A 21278-nucleotide genomic window follows, 5' to 3' on the forward strand; every position below is an offset into this window, starting at 1 on the left:
CTGTGAACATCGCCAGCACGAGAATGGCACCGGTCGGCGACTCGAATCCGGAATTCGACAAACAAAGCTCGCACGTGTCCGCGCAGCAGGTGTTCAAAATGCTCCGGCCGAGCGAGCCCTCGGGGCCGGTGATCAGCTGCCTCGAAGGCGCGACGGTCGGCATCGGCATGGCCGGCGGCTACAAATGGATCGAGTCCAGATTCGAGGAGCTCAAACCGTTCGAGGCCGGGGCCAGGGGAGTCGAGACTTTCAGCAAGGAGACCATTATCGTCCCTGCCATGGAGCGCGTGACGCTAGCGATAATGCACCACTAGCCGGGCATCGCGATCGCCGGCCCGGCGCTCACCCGCCCGGCCGGCGTCGCGGCATGAACCGCTTCTCAATCGGCGACTGGAAGGTGGCGTATGGCCAGATGGATGAACAGCTTCGTCCAGTACCTCATCCCAACGCTTGTGGTTCTCCTGCTTTTTCGCGAGCCCGCTGCGAACCGCTGGGCTCTGCGCGAGTTGGGAATCGACGTCCTGATCGCGGTGGCCGTCGCATTCGGCGCCACCGTGCTGGTGGAGGCGATATCGGCTGGTGTCGGTCGCGTGCGCGGCCGCCGAAGGTGAGCTCCGGAAGATCCAGACGTCGCCGGCGGCCCGCCGAACGAGGCGGGGCCGGTTGTCCCGGCCCCGTCCCGTATTGCTGATTTCGGCTCCGCACCACGCCTCGCGTTCGGCGCAGTGGGCCCGTCGGGATGGTCGTGATGGGCGACGTCCCCGTGACGGTCGCGCCATCGAGCGTCGATCGCCCGTCAACACGCGCTCCCTAGATTCCTCACCGCTGGTCACGACGATGGGGAGGCATTGGTGGAGGGCATCCGGGTAGGGGCCGCGCTCGCCCTGCCCGGCACCGACCCGGTGACCGTGGGGAATCGATCAAATCCGGAGCGGTACAGCTTCTGGGGCCGCGTGCTTCGAGTCGTTAGCCTGCGTGCCCGGACCGGTCCTGGGGCATGTCGTGGCGCGTGGAACTGGCGGTACGGTCGTTTCACTTCGGCGGAAAGATGAAACGGGGCGGATTCATGGCTGAACGTGGCGGTCAGTCAGCGGCAGACGGCTTTCAGTATCAGTATTTGACGACGCTGGAGGCATTGCTGGAGGTCTCCGAAGGAGACTCTTCGGAGATCGCCGCGGTGGTGGTCGAGCCCGCCGTGGCCGCCGCGGCGAGGTCGTCGGCCTTGGACGGCGGCGGTTCGACGGGCGACTCGGACGTGATCGACTTCGAATTGGTGGACGCCGAACATCGCACTCTCGTCGCAGTGCAGGTCAAGTCCGGCGGACCGGGTACGGAGATGTCGGGTCCGGTCGCATTCGGAGTGCTGCTCCGCATGATTCGGGCCCGACCGGACGCCTGTCAGTACCGGCTGATCACGAATATCCGGCTCCATCCCAAGGCCGCGCGGCTGAAGTCCGTTCTGGACAACGGCGTCGATCCCGAGGACCTCCGAGAGGTGCTTCGACGAATCCTCGAACGTAGCACGACCTGGCGTAGCCAACCGAACGGTCTCGAAGCGCGCGAGTTGGAAGCGTTGAGCCGGGCACGGATCGAGACTGACATCCGAGACAGGTATACGTTGCGCGCCGAGCTTCGAGAACGGCTACGGCGCTACAGGTCTCAACGGCGTGAAGGACTGGGTCTTCGCTCGGCGGGACGCATGTCCTCCCATCTGGTGGTCGAGATCTTCCGCCGGGCCTCGGGTGAGCTGAATGGATTGTTCACCATCGAGGATTTTAGGGCGGAACTGCTCGTTGACGGTGCGGACATGGCCCATGAACTCGGCCTTTTTGATTGGGGCGTCATGGTGGGCCCGGTTCCAGCCCCGCCGGCCCTCTCACGTCCCGTGCTGCTCGCCCGTATCGCTGCGACGTTGCGCGGCGAGCGGAGCAGTCGGGATGTCGTGGAGTGTGTCGTACTGGGCTTGTCGGGCATGGGCAAGACCAGCCTCGCCGCCGCCCATGCCCACGACCTGGCGGACTCCTACGACCAGATCTTCTGGATCGACGCGGAGAGCGAAGCCACACTCGTGCGTTCGTTCCAGACAGTCGGAGACTGGATTCATCGCAGGGGCGACCAGACCGTCCTGAACGGGACGCAGATGCGGGATCAGGTTCACGCCCACCTCAGCGCGTCGGCCGGCCGATGGTTGATGGTCTTCGACAATGCCCATGGTCGACGCTCCCTTCAAGAATGGATACCGTCGCACGGGCGGGGCGACATTCTCATCACCTCGACGGACCAGGCCAGCTGGGCGACGCATCCGAACAAGATCGAGATTCCGGTGCTCACGCCTGCCGAGTCCACGTCTCTGATCAGGACTCGCCTGGCTCTCACCCTTCCGTGGAACGACGAAGCCGAGAGTTCGGCGACGGAACTAGGTGACGCGATGGCACATTGGCCGCTCGCGATCGAACTCGCCTGCGGCTATCTGGCCGGCTGCGAGCGGGGGTTGAGCGAATTGCCGCGGTATCTGAGCAGGATTCGGGATCTGGCCCTCGACGACGCGGAGTCCATTCCGCCCGGCTACCCGAGAACGCTTGTCGGCGCGATCCGCGTGGCTCTGCAGCGGCTGCCGCAAGGACGGCGAGTGGAAGTGGCGGGCCTTGCTTTCAAATTGATGATTTCGGCCGCGTACTTCGCCTCGTCCCGGATTCCGTTTCAGTTGCTCCTGTCGGTGGCGATCCTGCCTAGAGATCTTGTGACGACTGAAGACGCAGTGCTACCGATGATCGATGACGATCCGGAGGGCGAAGCCATCATCGACCACGCGCACCGTGCGCTGCGATCGGAGTCACTCGCGCACCGTGACGACCCCCTGTGCGACCGCGCGTCCGGGGAGTACTCGGACAGCCACCCTGAAGGCGTTGACGAGACCGTCGGCGTCAACGAGATCGTCCAGTACGTGGTGCGCTCGCTGACGGAGAAGGACGGTGATGTTTCGCAGGCATTGAGCCGGGCTGCATTTCACGCGCGTCACTGGCTCGCCTTCTTCATGGAACTCGGCGACGAGGAACACATGCTCGCCGTCTTGCCGCACGCGGACAGCGTCGCGCGCCATGCGGAAAGGCTGTGTGCACGGTCGGACGACATCGCCATCTTGTGGGGCAACCTGGGAGTTCTGTACCAGCACCTCGGGGAGCACACGTCTGCCAGACGTTGGTTGGAACTGGAACTCGAGTACGTTATGGGCCGTCACGAACCGGCGCCGGCGCTCGAGCTCAAGATCCACACTGAGCTCGCCGACATCGAGTGCAGGGAGGGGCGCTCGGTCGAAGAGGTCCTCTCCCGCTTGCGGCGGGTCCGTGCTCTTGCGGTGCAGCTCGCCGAGACTCGTCCGCGGACCGTGGCCGAAAGCATCGCCAACGCCCTGGTCGTCCTGAGCGCGGTGACATACCGAACTGAGCCGAGCCGCGAAGCCGAGGAACTGCTCGCCGACCTCGTCTCGCTCCGAAGCCGTCTGCCGACGACGTCGGCGGCGGACCTCGTGACGGAGATCAATGAGATCAACGCGCTGCTCCATGACGCAGCCGTACCGCCACAGTCGGTCGAACGCCGTTGTCGCGGCCTTCTCGAAGGCGGCCGCCTGCCGCCGATGCAGCGAGTGCACGTGTTGGGGCTGCTCGCTGAGTGCCTCGCACTACAGGGCCACTGGACCATGGTTGAGGCATGCTTGGGGGAGATAACGGACTACGCGCATCGTTCGCCGTTGAACCCCCATGGGATCGCAGCTATGGTCCACAACGTCGGCCTGTGTGTGGGATCGAGGGCCATGGATGGGACCTACGAATGGCGCCCCGCGCTCTCGGCTGTGCTCCGGATCGCCGAACTCCTCAAGCCGCAGCACTTCGCGTCCGACCCGGCCGTACCCTTGAAACTCGGCATTCTCAGGCTGGTCGAGGCGATCGGTGGCGGCGACATGCGCCGCACTGCACGTCTCCGGCACGAGCTGAAGCAATACGACGCCGCAGTGTTCCTTGCCCCTGCGTATGAGCGTAGGTGGCGTGAACTCCTCGTCGAAGCCGTCTTGGCCTCCGTCGTCGTGGCGCCGGACTGAATCAGTTTCGACGACGGAGAGATCGCGCCGCGACCGAACGGACCCGAAGCCCTGGGAATGGAGCTCGTTCAGCCACCATGCGGCGGTCCGAGCTCGGCGGCCACAGCCTGGGGCTCCTCCAGAACGATGTCGTTGAAATGTGGGACGTCGGGATTCGAGGCGTTTTTAGCTTGTGCTACCGGTGGATGCGGGGTTGGGCCCTCTACACGGTTGGCATGAATGCGCGGATGCGGGCGATCACCTCATCGTCAAGCGCCCGCTTTGGAGCGATACGCCTCTACCTCGCTCTTTGCCATATCGCAAAGAAGTTCCGAGGGGCATAGCCGTGAGGGTGTCTATCTTACCGACAGCGATCGGGCAGAGATGTACGGGATCGCGTGGTATGTCCAAGAGTCACCTGACCTTCTCTCAAGATTCGGGCTTATAGAATGAGTCCCAGGGCGGCGCGCCATTCGGGTAGAAAGATGCGGAGTTATGTGGTAGAAAATGCAGGAAGATCGTTGTCGTTCCATCAGTTTAGAGTTCTGGCCGCGTGACAGAAATCCGGCACTTCTTCTGATTCCGACGTTGGCTAGCTCGCCAGGCGATGCGGGCAAGATCCAGGCTAAGCTGACCTGTCCGTAAACTGAACCATCGCAACAGGTGCGCTCCTTCGAAGGATGGGCCCGTGGTCGAACCGGCGAAACCCCGCACATCGCGGTCCCAGGTTCTGATTGGCGGGCGACGGGTGACCGTCGCCGACCTCGTCGCTGCCCGCCTTCTCGAAGCCGGTGCCAGACTGCGGTACTCGCGGCCTCGATTCGACGAGACACATCGAGCATCGGTCACAGAGGCAGGTGGCATCCGAATCGAGGACGGCAGGGAGTTCAGGTCTCCGTCCCGGGCGGCTGTGGTCGCAGCGGGTGTGGGCTCCGTGGATGGCTGGCGCGTCTGGATCGTGGAGCCGAGTGGTCGGCCGCTCGACTCGATCCGCCAAGATCTCCTCGATCAGGCGGCCGAAAGTCCAGACGGCGAAGCCGGAGAGCTGCCCGGCGACCAGAACATCGTGCGGACACGCCATGCCTGGCTGAAGGATGCACGGTCGCAAGCCGAGACCGGCGCACCAGTTGAGATCTCAGTTCGGGCCCTGCTCGCGCGGTGGGGCAACCGCAGCCGCGGCCACAAGGTGAGTCGACAGATCGAGGCCGACCTGGCCAACCACGGCCTGGTCACGGCACCCGATTTCAGGAAAGTCTCCCTCGACGCGGTGCTTCACCTCATCACGATCGGGTCGACCGATGCCCCATCACCGGATCCCGATGAGGGCGAAGTCGACGAGCTCGATGTCGGAATCACGGTCGGCAACCTGCCGTCGGCGCTGCGCGGCGTCGTCAGCGTCACGCCAAGTGCGACGTTCGACGAAGCGATCACCTTGATGCTGCTCAATGACTACTCGCAGCTCGCCGTCCTTGCTGGGAAACACCAGCTGCACGGCGCGGTGTCGTGGAAGTCGATCGCTAAGGTGCAGCACGCCAACCCGAATGCCGTATTCGCCGATGCCGTCGTCGAGGCGCATGTGGTGCCTTACGACCAAGAGCTCATCGACACACTTCCAAGACTTGCCGAAGCGGACTACGTCTTCGTCCGTGACGACAGGAACGCCGTGGCCGGCATCGTGACCACCGCCGACGTGGTGCTTGCCTACGGTGAGTTGGCGACTCCGTTCTTCCTCATCGGCGAACTCGACAGGGTGCTCCGTAAGTTGATCGCCAAGACCTTCCTTCTCGGTGATGTCACGGCGCTGTGCGACCCAGGCGGCAGTCGGAAGGTGGCCTCGTTTGACGATCTCGGGATGGGGGACTACCAGCGCGTACTTGAGAATCCCGGAAGTTGGGCGAAGCTCGGCTGGCCGCTCGACCGGACGGCGTTCATCAAACGCTTGGACGAGATCCGTGAGATTCGCAACGACGTCATGCACTTCAACCCTGACCCGCTGCCGGAGGACGCGGTCAACAAGGTGCGCCACATGCTGAAACTCCTTCGTGGCTACCGGGACTGAGGTTGGAATCGGCCGAACGCGGATCATCGCGCACGATTCCGCTTCCCGTCTGGACCTGCCAATGAACTCCCGGCCGCCTTCGCGAAGGCGCACGGGTCCGTCGGGAACGGGCCAGTCTATGCAGCTCCGGCTGACGTCGATTTGTGGACCCGTCGACTAACGAGTGACACAACTGATGTCTCGGAAGCGCGTGACACGGGAATGACACTGGGCCGTACGAAACGGGGGAGTGGCTCACGTATGGGGAGGTTGGAATCAGCGATGGGGCACAGTGTGTCACGATCGATGTCGTGGCGATGTCGACTCAACTTCGCAGGTCAGCAATAACGCCGCCGCCTACGGCCTCGAAATATATCAGAGAGCTGTTATACGGCAGTGAATGTCTATGGTGAGAGTGTCAACACTCGACCTGCACTTCGTTAACATCCTCGATCCCCCGACTGTCCTACTCGCCCGAGGAGTCCACGTCCACCTGCTCGAACTCCTCGGCATCCAGACCATCAAGCCACGCCTGCCAGAACCCAGAACTCTGGCACGACCCGAACCGGCTACCTGCGAACTACGGGGCTAGCCGACGGCGGTTCATGGCGAAGTGTTGGGATCGCGTGATCCCGTCGAGCGGCCGATCCGCAGGGTGATGCCTGGGATCTCCAAGATGTCACACAGTCGGAACGTCGGTGCCGTGCGGCTTCCGGTGAATCGGCTGCCCCGGATCGGCGGTCGGCGGTCGGCACGGCTCATCTCGAATCTGATCGCTCGGCCGGCGATGCCCCACAGTAGTTCCAGTTCCTTCACCGTCAGTTCGGTCTCGGGTCCGTCGGGCAGTAGTTCTTCGAGGCTGAACCGCCGCCGTGTGCCGGGTGGCAGGTAGCAGGCGGGATGGACGCAGACGAAGGAGCCACGCGTCTTGTCGGCGAGCATGAACTCGGGGACCACCGTCTTAGGCGGGATCCCCTCATATCGGAATCGAGGCCTTGGGAGTGCAGACGGCCGGACCTCGGCGTCTGCTCGGGCGGCGGTACGCTCCGGTTGTGGTGCGGGGTGCATGTTAGGGCACGGCAAAGCCGGTACGCCACGTGCAGAGGCTAAGACTGGAAGTAGGCGCGCGAGGTGGGTGCGGCAGGTGTCGATCACCGCGTGGGCTTGGTCGTCGGGCAGGAGCTCCAGGTGATAGGTCACGGCGCGATAGCGGCTGTGGACACGGGAGCAGGGGCACCGGCCAGCCGACTGTCCGGGGGCTGCCAGGGTCTCGTGCGCCGCAGCCAGTTCCTCGCCCATCTCGCGTCGGACCTCGTCAAGGAGCGACAGCAGCCGCTCCTCTGCGGGCGCGCCGGCGCTGCGGCGCTGTGGACGGGCTGCCGATCTTCCTGGCACGCGATGAGGCGCCCCGTCGCCCCGCAGGATCCACAGCTCGTTGGCGACGGCATCGGCGAGTTCGATATCACGCAGCCCCGTTGTGCGTGCGTTCTTGTCCACGGTGAGCCTCTCGGGTAAGTTCCATGCTTCTGTCAGTTCCCTTACACAGCGGGTCGTACGCTGTCGGCGGGGGTACGCAGCATGGGGGGATTGATGACGGTCGCCAGCCCGCGGCGAAACAGCTCGGCGGGGCGGCCGACATCGGATGCCCGCTTCTCGCCTGTCGCCTCGATGAACCCGTCGGCTCTCCTGACCTTCCGGTAGAAGTTGCGGATGTCGAGGGGAACGCCCCACACCGCTTCGTACACCGACTTGAGGTCGCCGATGGTGAACGGTGTGGTGCAGAAGGCGGTGGCGAGCGTCGTGTGTTCGAGCATCGCGCAGGCGTGCTCGACCGCGTCGGCGACGATCGTGTCGTGGTCGAAGGCCAGTTGTGTCGGGGCCGCGAGGATGTCGTGCGCCGGTACCCATGCCGCGTTCAGCGCGTCGCTGCCGGGCGTGGGCGCGGGCAGGTCGGGTGCCAGCGCGAGGTAGGCGATCGTCACGACTCTTCCGCGGGGGTCGCGATCAGGTTCCGAGTACGCCCCCACCTGTTCCAGGTGGGGGATGTGTGCGGGGCCGACCCCCGTCTCTTCCTGCAGCTCGCGCCATGCGGTGGTCGGTAGGTCCTCGCCCGGGCGCATGAACCCGCCGGGCAGGGCGAGGCGGCCCCGGTATGGCTCGTTCCCGCGCTCCACGACCAGGATCTGAAGTCGTCCGTCCAGGACCGTGAGGATCACGAGGTCGACGGCGAGTTTGACGACGGCGTGGGCTTCCTTCGGGCGTTCCATGGAGCCAGCATACATACTGTCCGTTTGACAGTAATAGTAGGTCGGAACTACGGTCGGCGACGAAGAGGCCTGCGTGGCCTTTCCCGACCGCGGAGGAGCGACCATGTCAGACGGCGAGTTCGGCGGCTGTGCGCCAGCTGTGGTGCTGACCGCGATCGCGCCCGAGTACGAGGCATTCCGGGCGCACGTTGACGTGGAGTGCCGCGACGTCCATCAGGACACGTGGTTCGAGATCGGACGGATGAAGGTTGGTGGACACCCGGTCGTTTGCGCCCAGGTCGGGCCGGGGAACCTATCCGCTGGCGTGCTTGCCGAGCGCGCGGCCGGCCGCTTCGCCCCCCGCGCGCTGCTGTTCGCCGGAATCGCGGCGAGCCTCACGCCGACCGTGCGGATCGGGGACGTCGTGGTGGCGTCCAAGGTCTATGCCTACGACATGTCGAAGCATGTGCCGGACGGCGAGCTGCAGCGGCCCGCTGCCTGGGAGTCCTCGCACGGCCTGCTGCAGGTCGCGCACAGGGCGCTGGACGGGACCGCCTGGGCCGCCGGCGTTGTCGCGGGGGCCGGAGAGCTGGTGCCCGTCCACTACAAGCCCGTCGCCGCCGGGCCGGTTCTGTTGGACTCGCCGGACTCCTGGTTGCGCCGGCACCTGTACGAGCACTACAACGACGCCGTCGCCCTGGAGATGGAGAGCGTCGGGCTGTACACCGCGGGGGCGCTCAACGGCACCGAGACGCTGACCATCCGCGGTATCAGCGACCTGGCCGACGGGCGGAAGTCGACGGCGGACGCTGGAGGCTCGCAGCAGGCGGCGGCTGCGCGGGCGGCGGCTGCGGTGGCGGCGCTCATTGCTCTGATCCCGCCGGTCGAGGAGAAGGTACGACGGCTGGAGAAGCAGGACGCTGGTTCCCCTGGCGGCGCATCGGTTCAGTTCAACCGCGCGGAGCACGAAGGTGTGGTCAACGCCGTGCAGAATGGGGCGATGACCATTCACCACGGTCCGTCGGGGACCGGCGGACGTTGAGTCAGATGCACGAGCTGGCTGCCCGCGATCCGGATGACGAGGAGCAGCCGAGCACGCCGCCTGCTGCGGCGCAGTTCAACACTGCCGCCTCCGGTGGGACGGTGTACGCGGTCCAGAACGGCGACATGGTGTTCAGCGGAGCTGTTCCCGACGGGCGGGCGCTGTTCGAGTACTGGGAGCGGTTCCTGCGTAGCAGGCCGACCGGCATCCGCATCGGCCGGAACCGGATGTTCCGCCTGGAGCGGGCCGTGGTGCTGGCCCGAGTAGTCGAGCAGCTTGTCGGCCTCGGACCCGGCGAGGCGGTGATCGTCCGCGGCGATCCGGGTGTCGGCAAGTCCAGTCTGCTGCTGCGCGCGGTGGATGAGCTTCGAACGCGATCATCGTCGGTGCTCGTTGCGGACTTGTCTGCGATGGCGAGGAACGTCGACGCCATGCCCGCGCTGCTCGACGCCGCCGGGCCGATGGACGACGGGCGACCGGGCCTGCGCGGGCACCTCGTCGTCGACGGCGCCGAGGCCATGCAGTATGTCGGGCAGGCTGGCGCCGAGGTTGTGTTCGCGGCGCTGCAAGCGGGCTTCGCGCTTGTTCTCATCAGCCGGGACGACGCCGTCGACACGCTGCGCGGGGCGCTTTGCGACATGGACTGCACAGTGCGCGAGGTTGTCGTGCCGGCGCTGAGCGACCCTGAGGTGGCGGAGGTCGTCGCGGTGGTGCCGGAGCTGGCGAATCTGGTGAAGGATCATCGGTCGCGGTGGCTCCTGGGCCGCTTGGCCGTGGTTGATCTGCTGCAGCGCGCCGGGCTGGCTGGGGTGGCCCTGCCGGCAGTCCTGGCGAGCGAGGCGGACCTCTACAACCATGTGTGGCGCGGGCTCGTGCTCAGGGCGCGGCTGGGAGCCGCGGGTGTCGTCCCGGAGAACCGCGCGGCCGTTCTGATCTCCCTGGCTGAGGCGCTGCTAACCGGTCGGCGCGCACTGTTCCTCAACGGCGTAGCGGTCGCGTCGCTGCGTTCGGACGGGATTCTCGCACCGCTCGGCGAGCAGGCCGCGACGTCGGCCGAGGAGTACCTGTTCGCCCACGACATGATGCGGGACTTCGCGACGATCCGGCGTCTGCTGCTTACCGACGGCCCGGAGGTGCTGAAGGCGAACGGGCCGCGGTGGGCGGTGCGCGCCAGCCGCGTCTACTGCCAGATCAGGCTGGAGTCCGCCGTCGGCGCGGTCGGACCCTTCCTGGCGCAGTGGGACCAGATGCACCGCCAGTTTCAGACACTGGCCGAGCTGCACGGGACGCGGTGGGCCGAGGTCCCGTGGGAGGCGGTGCTCTCGGCCGCTTGGTGTCCGGCGGCGTTGGACGCGTTGACCGAACTGCTGAACGTTCGACCCGAACTCGTGGGTGAGCTTCTGCGCTGCGCAGAGCTGCGCTTCGGTGGAGAGGCCGAGAGCGACGCGGTTGTCGCGGCGCCGGTCGTCACCTGGCTAGCCGAGCACCGGCCGATCCTCCAGGGCTGCGACGACGAATCCGATCGGTTCGTCGTGGCCTGGTTGCGTGCCGTGTCGCGGCAAGAAGTGGATGGTGTCGACGTAGCGCAGTACGGTGCGGTTCGTGGCAAGGTACTGGCAGTCGTTCTTGCCGTGCCCCGGTCCGAGGGCGAGCACAGTCCGTTGCTTGTCGAGGCCTTGGCGCTGCTCGGCGCGGACGGGGGCTCGGAAGCCGCCGAGTTGCTGCGCGGTATTGCCCGGGACCGGGGAGCCGATGTCATGGCCGCGGTGGATCGCCCTGACTCGGTACGCAGTCTGGCCACGACAGATCCGACTCTGCTGGCCGAACTCGCCACCGCCTACTACCTTCCCGGCACGCATCCTGAGCAGCGCCATCGAGGCGTGTTGGGGTGGTCGATCCGCGACCACGAGTTCCTCGGCCTGCTGGCGCCTCGCGGGGGCGCCTGGTGGCGTGGGCCGTTCGCCGCGCTCCTGCAGAGGGAACCGATGTTGGGCGTCCAGCTGGCCAGGAGGCTTGCCGCGGTCTCCGTCCTCGACCTCGAACACGGGGACATCCGGCCCGATGGCCGAGGCGAGTATGGGCCAGCACCGGCGTTCGAGGCGGACTTGGTTGGCCTGGGCGTGCGTCGCTACGCGGGCGGGTCCACCGCTTGGGCGTGGTACCGGGGCTCGTTGAACGGCCCCCAGCCTTGCATCAGCGCTCTCATGGCACTGGAGTGGTGGGCCGATCAGCTTGTCGGGTGTGGCGCGATCACCGTGCGCACGGCGGCCGCACTACTAGCCTCTGTGGGAACTGCGGCCGGGGCGGGTCTGGCGTACGGCCTGCTGGTGAGACACCTGGACGACGTCACCGACGAACTGGACGAGTTCCTCGCGGTTCCTGCGGTCTGGGAGATGGAGGTGAACCGGGTCGCGATGGAGCTCTACATGAAGCCCGCCGTCAAGGATCTTCCAGGGAGCGAAATGCTTCAGCTGACCCTGCCGGAGGTCGCGATGCGGCTGGTGGTGGCCGCTCAGCAGCGCGACGACGTCGAGGCAGTCGACCGTCTGTGCAAGGTCGCTGCTCGTCTCCGTGCGGCGAGCGGCGACTTGCCGGATCCGCAGGTCGTCCGCTCGTGGGCCGACTACCTGGACACTGAGCGGTATGCGGTGCGACAGGAGGACGGCTACGTCAGTATCGCGGTGGTACATGGAGACGACCTCGCCGAAGAGCTGGGGGCGCGGCAGGCCGAGTTGGCGCCGTCGTCCGCCAAGTACGGCCTGCTAGCCGACCATGCCCTGCGCCCGGCCGACGGGCGTGGTATCGCGCTCCCCGGTCCGATTGACCTCGAGAAGCTGAACCGGGATCTGCGTGCAGCCCGCGGCTACACGGCCGATCCGGCCGCCGACGAGTCGGGTATGAGCGACGCCCTGTGCGCGATCGCTGGGACCGCAGTCCGGGCCGCCGCGGAAGGTGTGCTGCTGCCTCTGGATGACCTGGCCTGGTCCGTCGACACCCTGCTTCACGCCGCGGCCGCTCCCGTTGACGCCGATCCCGCTGCCTCACAACTGTGGAGCGCCAGCCAGAGCGCCGGCTTCTCCCTGCCGTGCCTGCTGCTTCCGGCGGTCCGGGCGCAGATGGAACCCCTGGGCGCCGAGCGCGTCGAACGTGTCCGCCAGGCCCTGCTCGGTCTGGGTTCGCACCCGCTCCACGATGTCCGCGGCCACTTTGCCGTGGGGCTGGCCGCGGTGTGGTCCGCTCCGTGTCGGCAAGGGACAGACGACTGCCATCACGCAGTGGCGTGGGCTGCGGTCGAGTCGTCCGTCGAGCTGGCGTCGGCGGACACCGGCAGGGCTTCGCCGTGCCCGGCCGCTGAAGCAGGCCAGTCGCTCGCCTACGCGATGCGGCAGGTAACTGGTGAGGAGATGGCGCTAGCCACCCTTCGCACCGCGGCGGTGGCCGTGCTGGAGGCGACGCGGGGCACCCACTGTCGAGTTGAGCACGCGAAGACGGTGCGGCCCGAGGTGCTCGCCGCGTATGCCCGGACAGCGGCGGCGTGGACCGGGCGCGGCTACCACGTGCGGAGTACGGACGAGCTGGAGTTCGTCAGGGCTCTGCTGCTCGTGGCCGCAGCCGAGCCGGCGGTGGCGGAGGGATACGCAGACCGGCTGGCCGAGTCGGGTGTGCGCTTCGAGTCAGCGCAGGCGCTCGGTGAGTTCCTGCGCGCGGCGAAGACGGCCGCGACCTACGACGCCGGGTTGAGGCCGATGCTGGCTGCTGTGTGGCCGCGGATGATGGAAGTGGTCCTGACACAGCCGAGTATCCGGCGACGGACTCGGTTCGCCGGGGCCTGGTTCACCCATGACATGTTATTGGAGGAGGCCGTTCCGAACCCGACTTTGTCGATCGCCGACATTGATCCCGACGCTACGTTGCGGGCGGTTGGCAGTCGGTGGATCGATGCTGCGGTGATGGCTGATCTCATCATGGAGTGGGCGACCGTGGTGCGAGGCACCCAGTCCGCAGTCTTGAATCTCGTGCTACTCGTGCGGACTCAGCCCGCGGTCCTGCAAAACGATCCCGGACTAGGTTGGATCAGACGGCTGGCGGTCGGTCGCGATGGCGAGGTCGAATCGCGATCCGACGCCTTGGTCGAATGGCTGGGCGAGATCGAGCCGTTTCTCACCGCGCCGACTCGGGCGCACTTCCGCGCGATCGTCGACGGCCTCGCGCTTGTGGGGCACCCTGAGGCTCCGGCGTTGCAACAACTGGAAGGCTGACTCCTCCACGGTCCGGAAGCTCACGTTGTGGGGGCCGAGGGTCGGTCCTGGACTGAAGGATCTGCGGGGCCATGAGTGCTAGCACTCGGACGAGACCGCCGGCCGGGCCGGCATCCCTCGACGGGATGGATGAGTCCGCAGCGGGTGGTAGTCCTCCTGCCCGGCCTTGCGCGGCTCAGGGCTGACGCCTCGTCGATCGAGAACCGGGCTTGTGTGTCACTTTCCGTCGACCTCGATCACCTGCCAGGCCACGGAGATGGTCCGCCGCAGCACCGCAGGGCGAGCAACTCGCCGATCCGCAGCCCGCTATACGAGGCCACGTAGGGCATCAGCTCGTACCACCACGGGGCCAGGCGTTTGCAGAGCATCGACGTGCCGAGGGCCGCGACCGACTCGTGGCCCGGGATCTCGGCGACGTTCACGAACATCGAGCTCTGCCCGGCCACCGACACCGCCGGCTCGGGCACGGAGCGTTCGCCGGGCTGCCGGTGGACCACTGTCAGCCGGGGGTTGGTCAGGCAGCCGGCTTTGATTCCGGCCTTGACCATCGAACCGATCGTGCTTGCCACCCGCCGTCCGTCGTCGGCGGTGTTGATTCCGTTGACCGCGGCCTGCATGTGCGTGCCCCGGATCTTGTCGCGCCTGACGCCGGCGATCACGGGGAGGATGTAGTTCTCGCAGTACCGGCGCTGCTTGGACGCATACGATGGCTCCCAGCGTTACCGACGGGGTGCCGGTCGGCGGACAGATAGTGCGCGAACAGCGTCGCACCGGGCTCCTCGGTAAGCGTCGCCTCGAAGGACAGGTGCGCCTTCACCGGCTCCAACTTCGCCGCCAGCGTCTTTTCGTCGTGGGCCCGGCGGAAGTGGCGCTTGCCGTCCAGGTCGTAGAACAGGCCCTGCAGTCCTTATCCTCGGTGCGCGGCGGGTAGATGGTGATCCGTTCGGGGGTCACGATGATGTCGGGGTCGGCCGCTTCTTGTCTGCCGCGGCGGTTCCGCCCCGGCGTGGGCGTGGCCGGGGTGGGACGGTCAGTAGCCGCCTGGGTGTGGCCTGTTCGGCTGGTGGCGTCGGGCGCTGCGTCGAGGGGATCGTCCGGGATACCAGGAACGCCTCCGCCGCCGGTCGGTACGACCTGGCAATACGTGAATGTGAAGGGCGGTCCGGATCGGCGATTCAAGAACAACCCGTGGCTGCGCATCATGCTCTACGGCAGCATCAAGTTCACGACCCGCACCGGTCTGAACATGCAGTGGTACTGCTCCAGACCCGCGTCGACACGTCAACTCTCGCACGCGATCTCCTTCTACGCGGCTCCGCCGGAGGTTCCGTTGAGAGCTTGATGGTGTGCCGCATGAGCTGTTGCGCTGCTTCGCGACCGTGACCTCCGGACGTGTTCGCAGTTCATGCCACTGACTCATCTCCTCGGCAGTGTCTTCGGTTGGGTCAGTTTCCCGGTGGGGCCTCAACTAGTGCAGCGCCGCGTCGATCTTTCGGGGGTTGGGTGGGGGGTTTTGGTCACCGGCTTGAGATGAGTCGGGTACGGAGGCCGGCGGTCGCGTGCGGGGCTTAAAAGCGTTGTGAAAAAACCGCCAGATTTTGGCCGCTGACTTGCGCTGTCGGGCGGCGGTAAGCAGGTCCGGCGGCCAAAATCTGGCCGTTTTTTAACAACATGTGTGCTTGCGTTAGTCAGGGTCCCGCACCGCACGAAGCCCGCGGCCGGGTACGCCGTCACCTCAGCCGGTCCCCGCCTTGCGCCGTAGGGTTGTGAACCTCGCCCTGGGGGCGACCGGCAGCCGGCGACGTGGCCGGCTTGACGCCCGGACTGCCCGTTCTCGGAAGCAGACCACACATGTTGTGACAAAACGGCCTGATTTTGTCCGCCCTGCCGGGCGACCGCCGCGGGCCTCGGTAAGCCGGCGGACGAAATCTGGCGGTTTTTTCACAACGCTTTTAAGCCCCGCACGCGACCGCCGGCCTCACACCCGGCTCGCCTCAAGCCGGTGACCAAAGCCCCGCACGCGACCGCCGGCCGCACACCCGGCTCGCCTCAAGCCGGTGACCAAAGCCCCGCACGCGACCGCCGGCCGCACACCCGGCTCGCCTCAAGCCGGTGACCAAAGCCCCGCACGCGACCGCCGGCCTCACACCCGGCTCGCCTCAAGCCGGTGACCAAAGCCCCCCACTCAGCCCCCGAAAGATCAATGCGGCGCTGCACTAGGCCCGGCCAGTAGGTAGTTGTTTGTCGGACCCGGGCTCTCACCTCGGTGGCGGTATCGTCGGCGTCTACTTCCGCCGTGGCGAGTTGGGACAGGCTGTCCGCACCTGAACGATTGCCGGTGCCGGAAAGCCAGGCCAGGCAGGTGGCGCTTGCCTGACGATCCGCGCTGAGCGTGGTTGACCATGTCTGCTCAAGGCCGGTATCGGGGACGCTTAGTCCCTGATCCCCGTCTGTAGCGTCGCGGGCTAGGTTGGCGCACAAGGCCTGCCAGTGGCTGACGTCGACGGCGACGTTTCCGGCGGCATCGGCCGGGGCGCTTTGCAGCGCGTGGACCGCACTGTCGAGCGCTATGAAGTCACCTGTCAGCCTCACGACTTGCGATTGGCCGGTCACCCGCCACCACATGAGTAGTTGGAATGTGCGGACCTTTACTGCGGTGGTTTGCGGGGCGGCGGAAGGGTCGGCGATGCGGCGACGCCGCCGGAGTCGGCGGAGGCCGAGGCTACGAAGGTGGCAATCAGTATGCTGACGACGGCGGCCGTGAAGCATGCGCGATTGGCGATTCCGCCGGGTTCGCGGTTCCCGGCCACCTTTGTCGAGAACAGTTCGGGGCTGTGCGAGCGCCGGATGACGCGGCGTACTGCGAACGCGATCGAAGCGGCGACTACGGCGCTGGCCATGGCACCGTACAGCGAGAGCAGCAACTCGCCCATCGTCGTCTTCACCACCAGCCAGCCCGTGGCCGGCAGCACGTGGCAGCTGTCGCCCATGACGCGCAGCGGACCCAGGCAGCCGTCGACCGAGGAGGAGAGGAAGAGTCCGGCGATGGCGATCAGCACGGCCACACCGCTGGCGACGAGTGCCCGGGTGAGCCACAGTCGAGACCCCGACCCCGCGGCGAAGCCGGTCGCCGCGACCGCGATCCAGATCACAGCGACCACCCACCACAGGTAGATGATCCCGAAGGCGCCTGCCCGCTGCGCCGGCGCCGGCTGCCAGGTGTGCATCGAGGCCATCACGACCGCGATGCCGATCCATGCCAGGCCGCCACCGGTTACGCCTAGCGTGAGGGTCCTGCGCAGGGCCGGCCGTTGGGATCCGCGGCCTGTCCACAATGCGAGCGGATACAGCCACAGGACCGGCGTCATCAGGACCGTGAGGCCGTCGCGGACCGATGCGGCAAGCTCGGGCAGTACCGCGCTCATGACGCTCAACGTGCCGGAGTGCGCGTGCCATGGGCCGGGAGCGATTTGGACTATGTAGTTCCGCTCTCCGTAGGCGGCGAAGAAGTTTCCCATTGTGAGCAGGCTTCCGGACCTCTGCCACCACAGCATGCCGGTCACCGCCAGGGCGACGGCGGCGACGCATAACGCTGGCGGAAACCCCGTCTGGACGCCGTTGGGCGTGGATGCCTGTAGCCAAGCACACTGCGTGACCCACACCGTGAACCCCATGGCACCGATGACGAGCACGAGCAGCACTTCCGGGTGCGGCGGCAGCCACCGGTTCACACTGTCGGTCGCGGTGAGCAGTTCGCCGGCGGTGAGTCCGAAGCCGAGCCAGCAGCCGGCCCACAACCCGCTGGGTACCTCGGCTCCCGCCTTGACCGCATAGAGGACGCTGCGCCAGACGGCGACCGTGACCAGAGTCGCGCTCGCGCCCACGATCGACCACGTGATGAGTGCGGAACCCCAGAGCTCGGTCAGAGTCTTCAGCGACAGGGAGGTGACCGAACCGATCAAGAACAGTTGCAGGGGGCCGAGGGAGAACAGCGCAGCCGGGTCGTGAAGCGATCGGGCCCGCTTCTGCGAGCTCGGATGCACCCGCCATAGCGCGCGCCACCTCATCAGCATCCGAAGGTTCTCGGTGGCGCGCTCGCCCTCAGCCGCCCGGTCCCAGATGCCGCGGTCGGCTCCCTGGGCGACCGCGTCGGCATCGGCGTGCAGCTCGCGGTGCCGCAGGATGTCCGCGGTGGTCAGATAGACCAGGAGCGTGAGGAACAACGAGACGGCGATCTGCCTGATCAGTGCCGGCCTGCCCGCCGGCCAGAACACCGCGTCCGAGGCGAGAAACCGGCCGGCGAATTGGGCCATGGCGAAGGTCACTCCGGTGACCACGACGTAAGGCAGCAGGACCAGGGCGGCGAAGGCCCGCCACAAGGCGACGACCGCGTAGGTGAGATCGACATCTAGATTCGAGATATGCGCGAGCTCGTGCTGGATGACGGCCCCGAACGCCGCCGGGTCCGTGGTGCGCAGTGGAAGTAGGCCGCCGTCCAAACACACGGTGTACCGGCCGGTGCGGCCGAACGCGACGGCACCTGCCGTCATCCGGGTCGGATCCACAACGAAGTGCGGTGCCGATCCGAGCTCGGAGAGCCTGGTCAGGCTCTGTAGCTCCGCACTGAGTTCGCCGTCGGCGTCAATGTCCACCAGCGTTACAACACGCGCGCCGGGCCCGCCAGATCGGTATGTACCAGTACACGACGGCGGCCAGGACGATGAGAACGGCAGTGCCTGTCAGGCCGCGCCAGTACGGATAGGAGGCCGGGTGGCCGCCGGCACAGCGGGCGAGGCCCTGCGAGCTGCGCTGGTCGAGCAGGAGCTCGTTGAGCATGTTCCCGTTGGGATCGAATCCGGCGGCGAACTCGCATTCGGTCTGCGCGCTGTGCCAGGGCAGCGGTGTGAGGATCGTGTCCAGCATCGCGGTGCTCGCGACCGTCACCGCCATCAGGAGCAGGAAGAACCGCAAGGTTGTCCCGGCCCGCAAGGTCCTGGGATCAAGGAGCGGAACCGCCCCGGGTGTCACGGATCCTCGGCGGCGCTCACGGGCGGGTGGGGCAGCCGATCGAGCATCAGCCGAGCGAGGACGTGATCGGCGAGCCGGACGGCGGTGGCGTCCTTGAGGCCCGCGGCATGCGCTGCGTCCAGGATCCGGGAGTGCATGGCATCGAGCTGCTCCGCGGACAGAGCGGGCACCTCCGCCGGCAGCCGGGGTCGACGCCGCAGGAACCGCCTCATCAGGACTCTGAGTTTCGCGCCGAGCCCCCGCGTCGCGGCGCTCGTGGCGGTGCGGCTCGCCTCGTCGACGACGATCCACACCACGGGCGTGACCACGGCGAGGACCCCTTCGAGTCCGAAGCCGACTCGCTCGTCGCGGTGCCGTCCACGCAGAAGCCGCGCCACCTGCCGCTGGTCGAGTCTGCCCAACGCCACGACCAATACCGCCTCCTCCGGGGCAGCCTGCGCCACGACGTCCCGGACTACCTCGTAGACGGTTGAGCCCATCCGTTGCCCCCCGATGTGACGATCACGCGGATCCGCGATACGCAATGGATAGTCTTAACTCTGTGCGCCGCATTGAAACCCCTGTGTAGGCAGGTTTGGTTATGAGCGTGAGCTGACGTGTCGTTTGTCGCTCTGAGGATCTTGCGGATGGTGCCGACGAATACGAGCCGGCCGCATAGGTTGTCGGCGCGCTCAGGCTAGCTGGCCTGACCGGTCGGCATGATCGTGACCTGCTGCAGGTTCACCCGCGGCGGCAGAGACGCCAGGAAGCCGACGGTCTGGGCGATGTCCTGCGGCGTCAGCCACTCCATCGCCTGCTTGGAGTCCTCCAGCCACGACAGGGCACCGGCGTCGGTGACGTGGTCCTGCAACTCGGTGCCGACGATGCCCGGCTCGATCGCCGCCACTCGCACGTTCTTCGCCCCCAGCTCCGCGCGCAGCTGCCGGGACATATGGGTCACGTAGGCCTTGGTGCCGCAGTAGACAGCGAAGCCGGGGAAGATGTTCCGCGCCGCGATCGACGAGGTGTTGATCAGGTCGGCCACGCCGCGCTGCGCCGCAGCGCGCACCAGCTGCCCAGTGAACGCTCCGATCACGTTCATCAGGCCGCTGATGTTCAGGTCGATCTGCCGCTGCCACTGCTCGACCGCCAGCTCCTCGACCGCCGCCGGCAGCATCACCCCGGCGTTGTTGAACAACAGATCGGCGCCGCCGAGTTCGGCCGCGACCCGGTCGGCGGCGGCCTGCACGGCGGCGCGGTCGGTGACGTCGACGGCGATCGCGACCGCCGAGCCGCCGTCCTTCTCGATGCGCGCGACCACATCGGCCAGCCGCTCGGTCCGCCGGGCCAGGACGACGACGCGTGCGCCGAGCGCGGCCAGCTCCAACGCGCTCGCCTCGCCGATACCGCTGGAGGCTCCGGTGATGACGGCGACGCGACCGGCCAGAGGAGCGGTGGTGGTGTTCGTGGACATGATGCGTACCTTCCAACAAGGAGGGGGAGTTGCGGCCGATCGGTTCCGGCCCACATCCAGCACACCAGCCGCCGGGCCCGTTTGGGCCGCCATAGGTGTCCCTGACCAGGCAGGTACTGGCAGGGCCACCTTGCGAGCGCAGCCGGGCATCGGCATGGACCAGACTTGAGACATGGACCGCGCCACCGAGATCGCCGACTTCCTGCGCTCCCGGCGCGCCGCGATCACCCCGGAGAAGGCCGGGCTGCCCCTCGACGGACGCGTGCGGCGCGTGCCGGGGCTGCGCCGGGACGAGGTCGCACGGCTGGCCGGAGTCAGCAGCGAGTACTACACGCGGCTGGAACAGGGCCGCGCCGGCAACCCCTCGCCGGAAGTCGTCGCCGCGATCGCCGACGCGCTACGCCTGGACGACACCGAACGCGAGCACCTGACCGACCTGTTCACCCCCGGCGCCGGGCCGTCGGCGGCGGCGGCGAACCGGCGTGCGCCGAATCGGAACCGGGTGCAACGGGTCCGGCCGGGGCTGTATCTGATGCTTCAGACGCTGGAGCGGGTCCCGGCGTTCATCATGGGCCGGCGCACCGACATTCTGGCCGCGAACCGGCTGGCCAAAGTGGTGATCACCGACTTCGACGCGATCCCGGCACCGCGCCGCAACCTTGCTCGCTACCTGCTGCTGGACCCGCAGGCCCGCGAGCGGGTGGGCGACTGGGCGCGGATCGCCGCGGAGACGGTGGCGATGCTGCGGTTCGAGGCCGGGCGGTATCCGCACGATCGTCAGCTCGCCGACCTGATCGGGGAGCTGACGGTGCGTTCGCCGGAGTTCACGGGGTGGTGGGGTGACCATCGAGTGCTGCGGCGCACGCACGGCGCCAAGAGCTACCACCATCTGGTGGTGGGGGAGCTGCGGTTCAACTACGAATCGTTTCAGGTGCCCGGTGATGCCGAGCAGACTCTGTGCGTGTACACGGTCGAGCCGGGGTCGGACAGTGCTCAGGCGTTGCGGATGCTGGCTAGCTGGAGTGCGTCGGAGCCGGTCAGCCCCGCTCTGGGTTAGAACTGGCAGATCCGGAGGGCCCAGGGCTGTGAAGGCCGGCGCGGCCAAGGACGTCGCCGCCGCCCGTCTCCGGACAGCGA

Annotated in this window: 15 protein-coding genes; 8 read left to right on the top strand and 7 right to left on the bottom strand. The window is 67.1% G+C overall.

Annotated elements, in window-relative coordinates:
• Positions 1-2 precede the first annotated feature (2 nt).
• The 4 genes from IZR01_RS06595 (at position 3) to IZR01_RS06610 (ending at position 6134) form a co-directional block, all read left to right on the top strand.
• Positions 3-314 carry a hypothetical protein gene (locus tag IZR01_RS06595; protein WP_194892241.1) on the top strand — a complete coding sequence of 104 codons (312 nt, stop codon included), beginning with the start codon at positions 3-5 and terminating at the stop codon, positions 312-314.
• Positions 315-416: 102 nt separating this feature from the next.
• Entirely contained in the window at positions 417-611 is a 195-nt protein-coding gene (locus tag IZR01_RS06600; protein ID WP_194892242.1) for a hypothetical protein, read from the top strand.
• 398 nt (positions 612-1009) lie between these two features.
• The gene (locus IZR01_RS06605; protein WP_194892243.1) at positions 1010-4096 is read left to right on the top strand and encodes a tetratricopeptide repeat-containing protein; all 3087 of its coding nucleotides are present in this window, start codon (positions 1010-1012) and stop codon (positions 4094-4096) included.
• 667 nt (positions 4097-4763) lie between these two features.
• A complete protein-coding gene (locus tag IZR01_RS06610) occupies positions 4764-6134 on the top strand; it encodes a CBS domain-containing anti-phage protein (protein WP_194892244.1) in 1371 nt (456 codons plus the stop codon).
• A gap of 582 nt (positions 6135-6716) precedes the next feature.
• Here the strand turns inward: IZR01_RS06610 and IZR01_RS06615 are convergent.
• Together IZR01_RS06615 and IZR01_RS06620 are read right to left on the bottom strand one after the other, a co-directional pair.
• Positions 6717-7610 carry a hypothetical protein gene (locus IZR01_RS06615; protein WP_194892245.1) on the bottom strand — a complete coding sequence of 298 codons (894 nt, stop codon included), beginning with the start codon at positions 7608-7610 and terminating at the stop codon, positions 6717-6719.
• 41 nt (positions 7611-7651) lie between these two features.
• Positions 7652-8380, bottom strand: a complete 729-nt coding sequence (locus IZR01_RS06620) for an NUDIX domain-containing protein (protein WP_194892246.1) — start codon at positions 8378-8380, stop codon at positions 7652-7654.
• 103 nt (positions 8381-8483) lie between these two features.
• On the opposite strand from IZR01_RS06620, the gene IZR01_RS06625 reads away from it, so the two are divergent.
• Positions 8484-9401, top strand: coding sequence for a 5'-methylthioadenosine/S-adenosylhomocysteine nucleosidase family protein (locus IZR01_RS06625; protein WP_194892247.1), 918 nt, complete (start codon positions 8484-8486; stop codon positions 9399-9401).
• 227 nt (positions 9402-9628) lie between these two features.
• Positions 9629-13660, top strand: coding sequence for a hypothetical protein (locus tag IZR01_RS06630; protein WP_194923278.1), 4032 nt, complete (start codon positions 9629-9631; stop codon positions 13658-13660).
• A gap of 236 nt (positions 13661-13896) precedes the next feature.
• Here IZR01_RS06630 and IZR01_RS06635 read toward each other — a convergent pair whose 3' ends face one another.
• Positions 13897-14319 (bottom strand): hypothetical protein, encoded by a 423-nt coding sequence (locus tag IZR01_RS06635; RefSeq protein WP_194923279.1) that lies wholly within the window; start codon positions 14317-14319, stop codon positions 13897-13899.
• Positions 14320-14804: 485 nt separating this feature from the next.
• On the opposite strand from IZR01_RS06635, the gene IZR01_RS06640 reads away from it, so the two are divergent.
• The gene (locus IZR01_RS06640) at positions 14805-15002 is read left to right on the top strand and encodes a hypothetical protein (RefSeq protein WP_194923280.1); all 198 of its coding nucleotides are present in this window, start codon (positions 14805-14807) and stop codon (positions 15000-15002) included.
• A gap of 1306 nt (positions 15003-16308) precedes the next feature.
• Here the strand turns inward: IZR01_RS06640 and IZR01_RS06645 are convergent.
• From IZR01_RS06645 to IZR01_RS06660, 4 genes are all read right to left on the bottom strand, one after another.
• Positions 16309-18312 (bottom strand): M48 family metalloprotease, encoded by a 2004-nt coding sequence (locus tag IZR01_RS06645; protein WP_194923281.1) that lies wholly within the window; start codon positions 18310-18312, stop codon positions 16309-16311.
• Positions 18302-18649 carry a hypothetical protein gene (locus IZR01_RS06650; RefSeq protein ID WP_194923282.1) on the bottom strand — a complete coding sequence of 116 codons (348 nt, stop codon included), beginning with the start codon at positions 18647-18649 and terminating at the stop codon, positions 18302-18304. The genes IZR01_RS06645 and IZR01_RS06650 overlap by 11 nt, the downstream gene beginning before the upstream one ends.
• 35 nt (positions 18650-18684) lie before the next feature.
• Positions 18685-19167 (bottom strand): hypothetical protein, encoded by a 483-nt coding sequence (locus tag IZR01_RS06655; RefSeq protein WP_194923283.1) that lies wholly within the window; start codon positions 19165-19167, stop codon positions 18685-18687.
• 197 nt (positions 19168-19364) lie between these two features.
• On the bottom strand, positions 19365-20141 hold the full coding sequence (locus tag IZR01_RS06660; RefSeq protein ID WP_194923284.1) for an SDR family oxidoreductase: 777 nt from the start codon (positions 20139-20141) through the stop codon (positions 19365-19367).
• Positions 20142-20313: 172 nt separating this feature from the next.
• Between IZR01_RS06660 and IZR01_RS06665 the strand changes: the two genes are divergently transcribed.
• Positions 20314-21198, top strand: a complete 885-nt coding sequence (locus IZR01_RS06665; protein ID WP_194923285.1) for a helix-turn-helix transcriptional regulator — start codon at positions 20314-20316, stop codon at positions 21196-21198.
• The last annotated feature ends 80 nt before the right edge of the window (positions 21199-21278 follow it).

Source organism: Catenulispora pinisilvae (assembly GCF_015356865.1).
Classification (GTDB): domain Bacteria; phylum Actinomycetota; class Actinomycetes; order Streptomycetales; family Catenulisporaceae; genus Catenulispora; species Catenulispora pinisilvae.

Bases quoted from the DNA above. Each gene is read 5' to 3' on its own strand.
- IZR01_RS06600 (WP_194892242.1), top strand. From the start codon at position 417: ATGAACAGCTTCGTCCAGTACCTCATCCCAACGCTTGTGGTTCTCCTG.
- IZR01_RS06620 (WP_194892246.1), bottom strand. From the start codon at position 8,380: ATGGAACGCCCGAAGGAAGCCCACGCCGTCGTCAAACTCGCCGTCGAC.
- IZR01_RS06625 (WP_194892247.1), top strand. From the start codon at position 8,484: ATGTCAGACGGCGAGTTCGGCGGCTGTGCGCCAGCTGTGGTGCTGACC.
- IZR01_RS06630 (WP_194923278.1), top strand. From the start codon at position 9,629: ATGTTCCGCCTGGAGCGGGCCGTGGTGCTGGCCCGAGTAGTCGAGCAG.
- IZR01_RS06655 (WP_194923283.1), bottom strand. From the start codon at position 19,167: ATGGGCTCAACCGTCTACGAGGTAGTCCGGGACGTCGTGGCGCAGGCT.
- IZR01_RS06660 (WP_194923284.1), bottom strand. From the start codon at position 20,141: ATGTCCACGAACACCACCACCGCTCCTCTGGCCGGTCGCGTCGCCGTC.
- IZR01_RS06665 (WP_194923285.1), top strand. From the start codon at position 20,314: ATGGACCGCGCCACCGAGATCGCCGACTTCCTGCGCTCCCGGCGCGCC.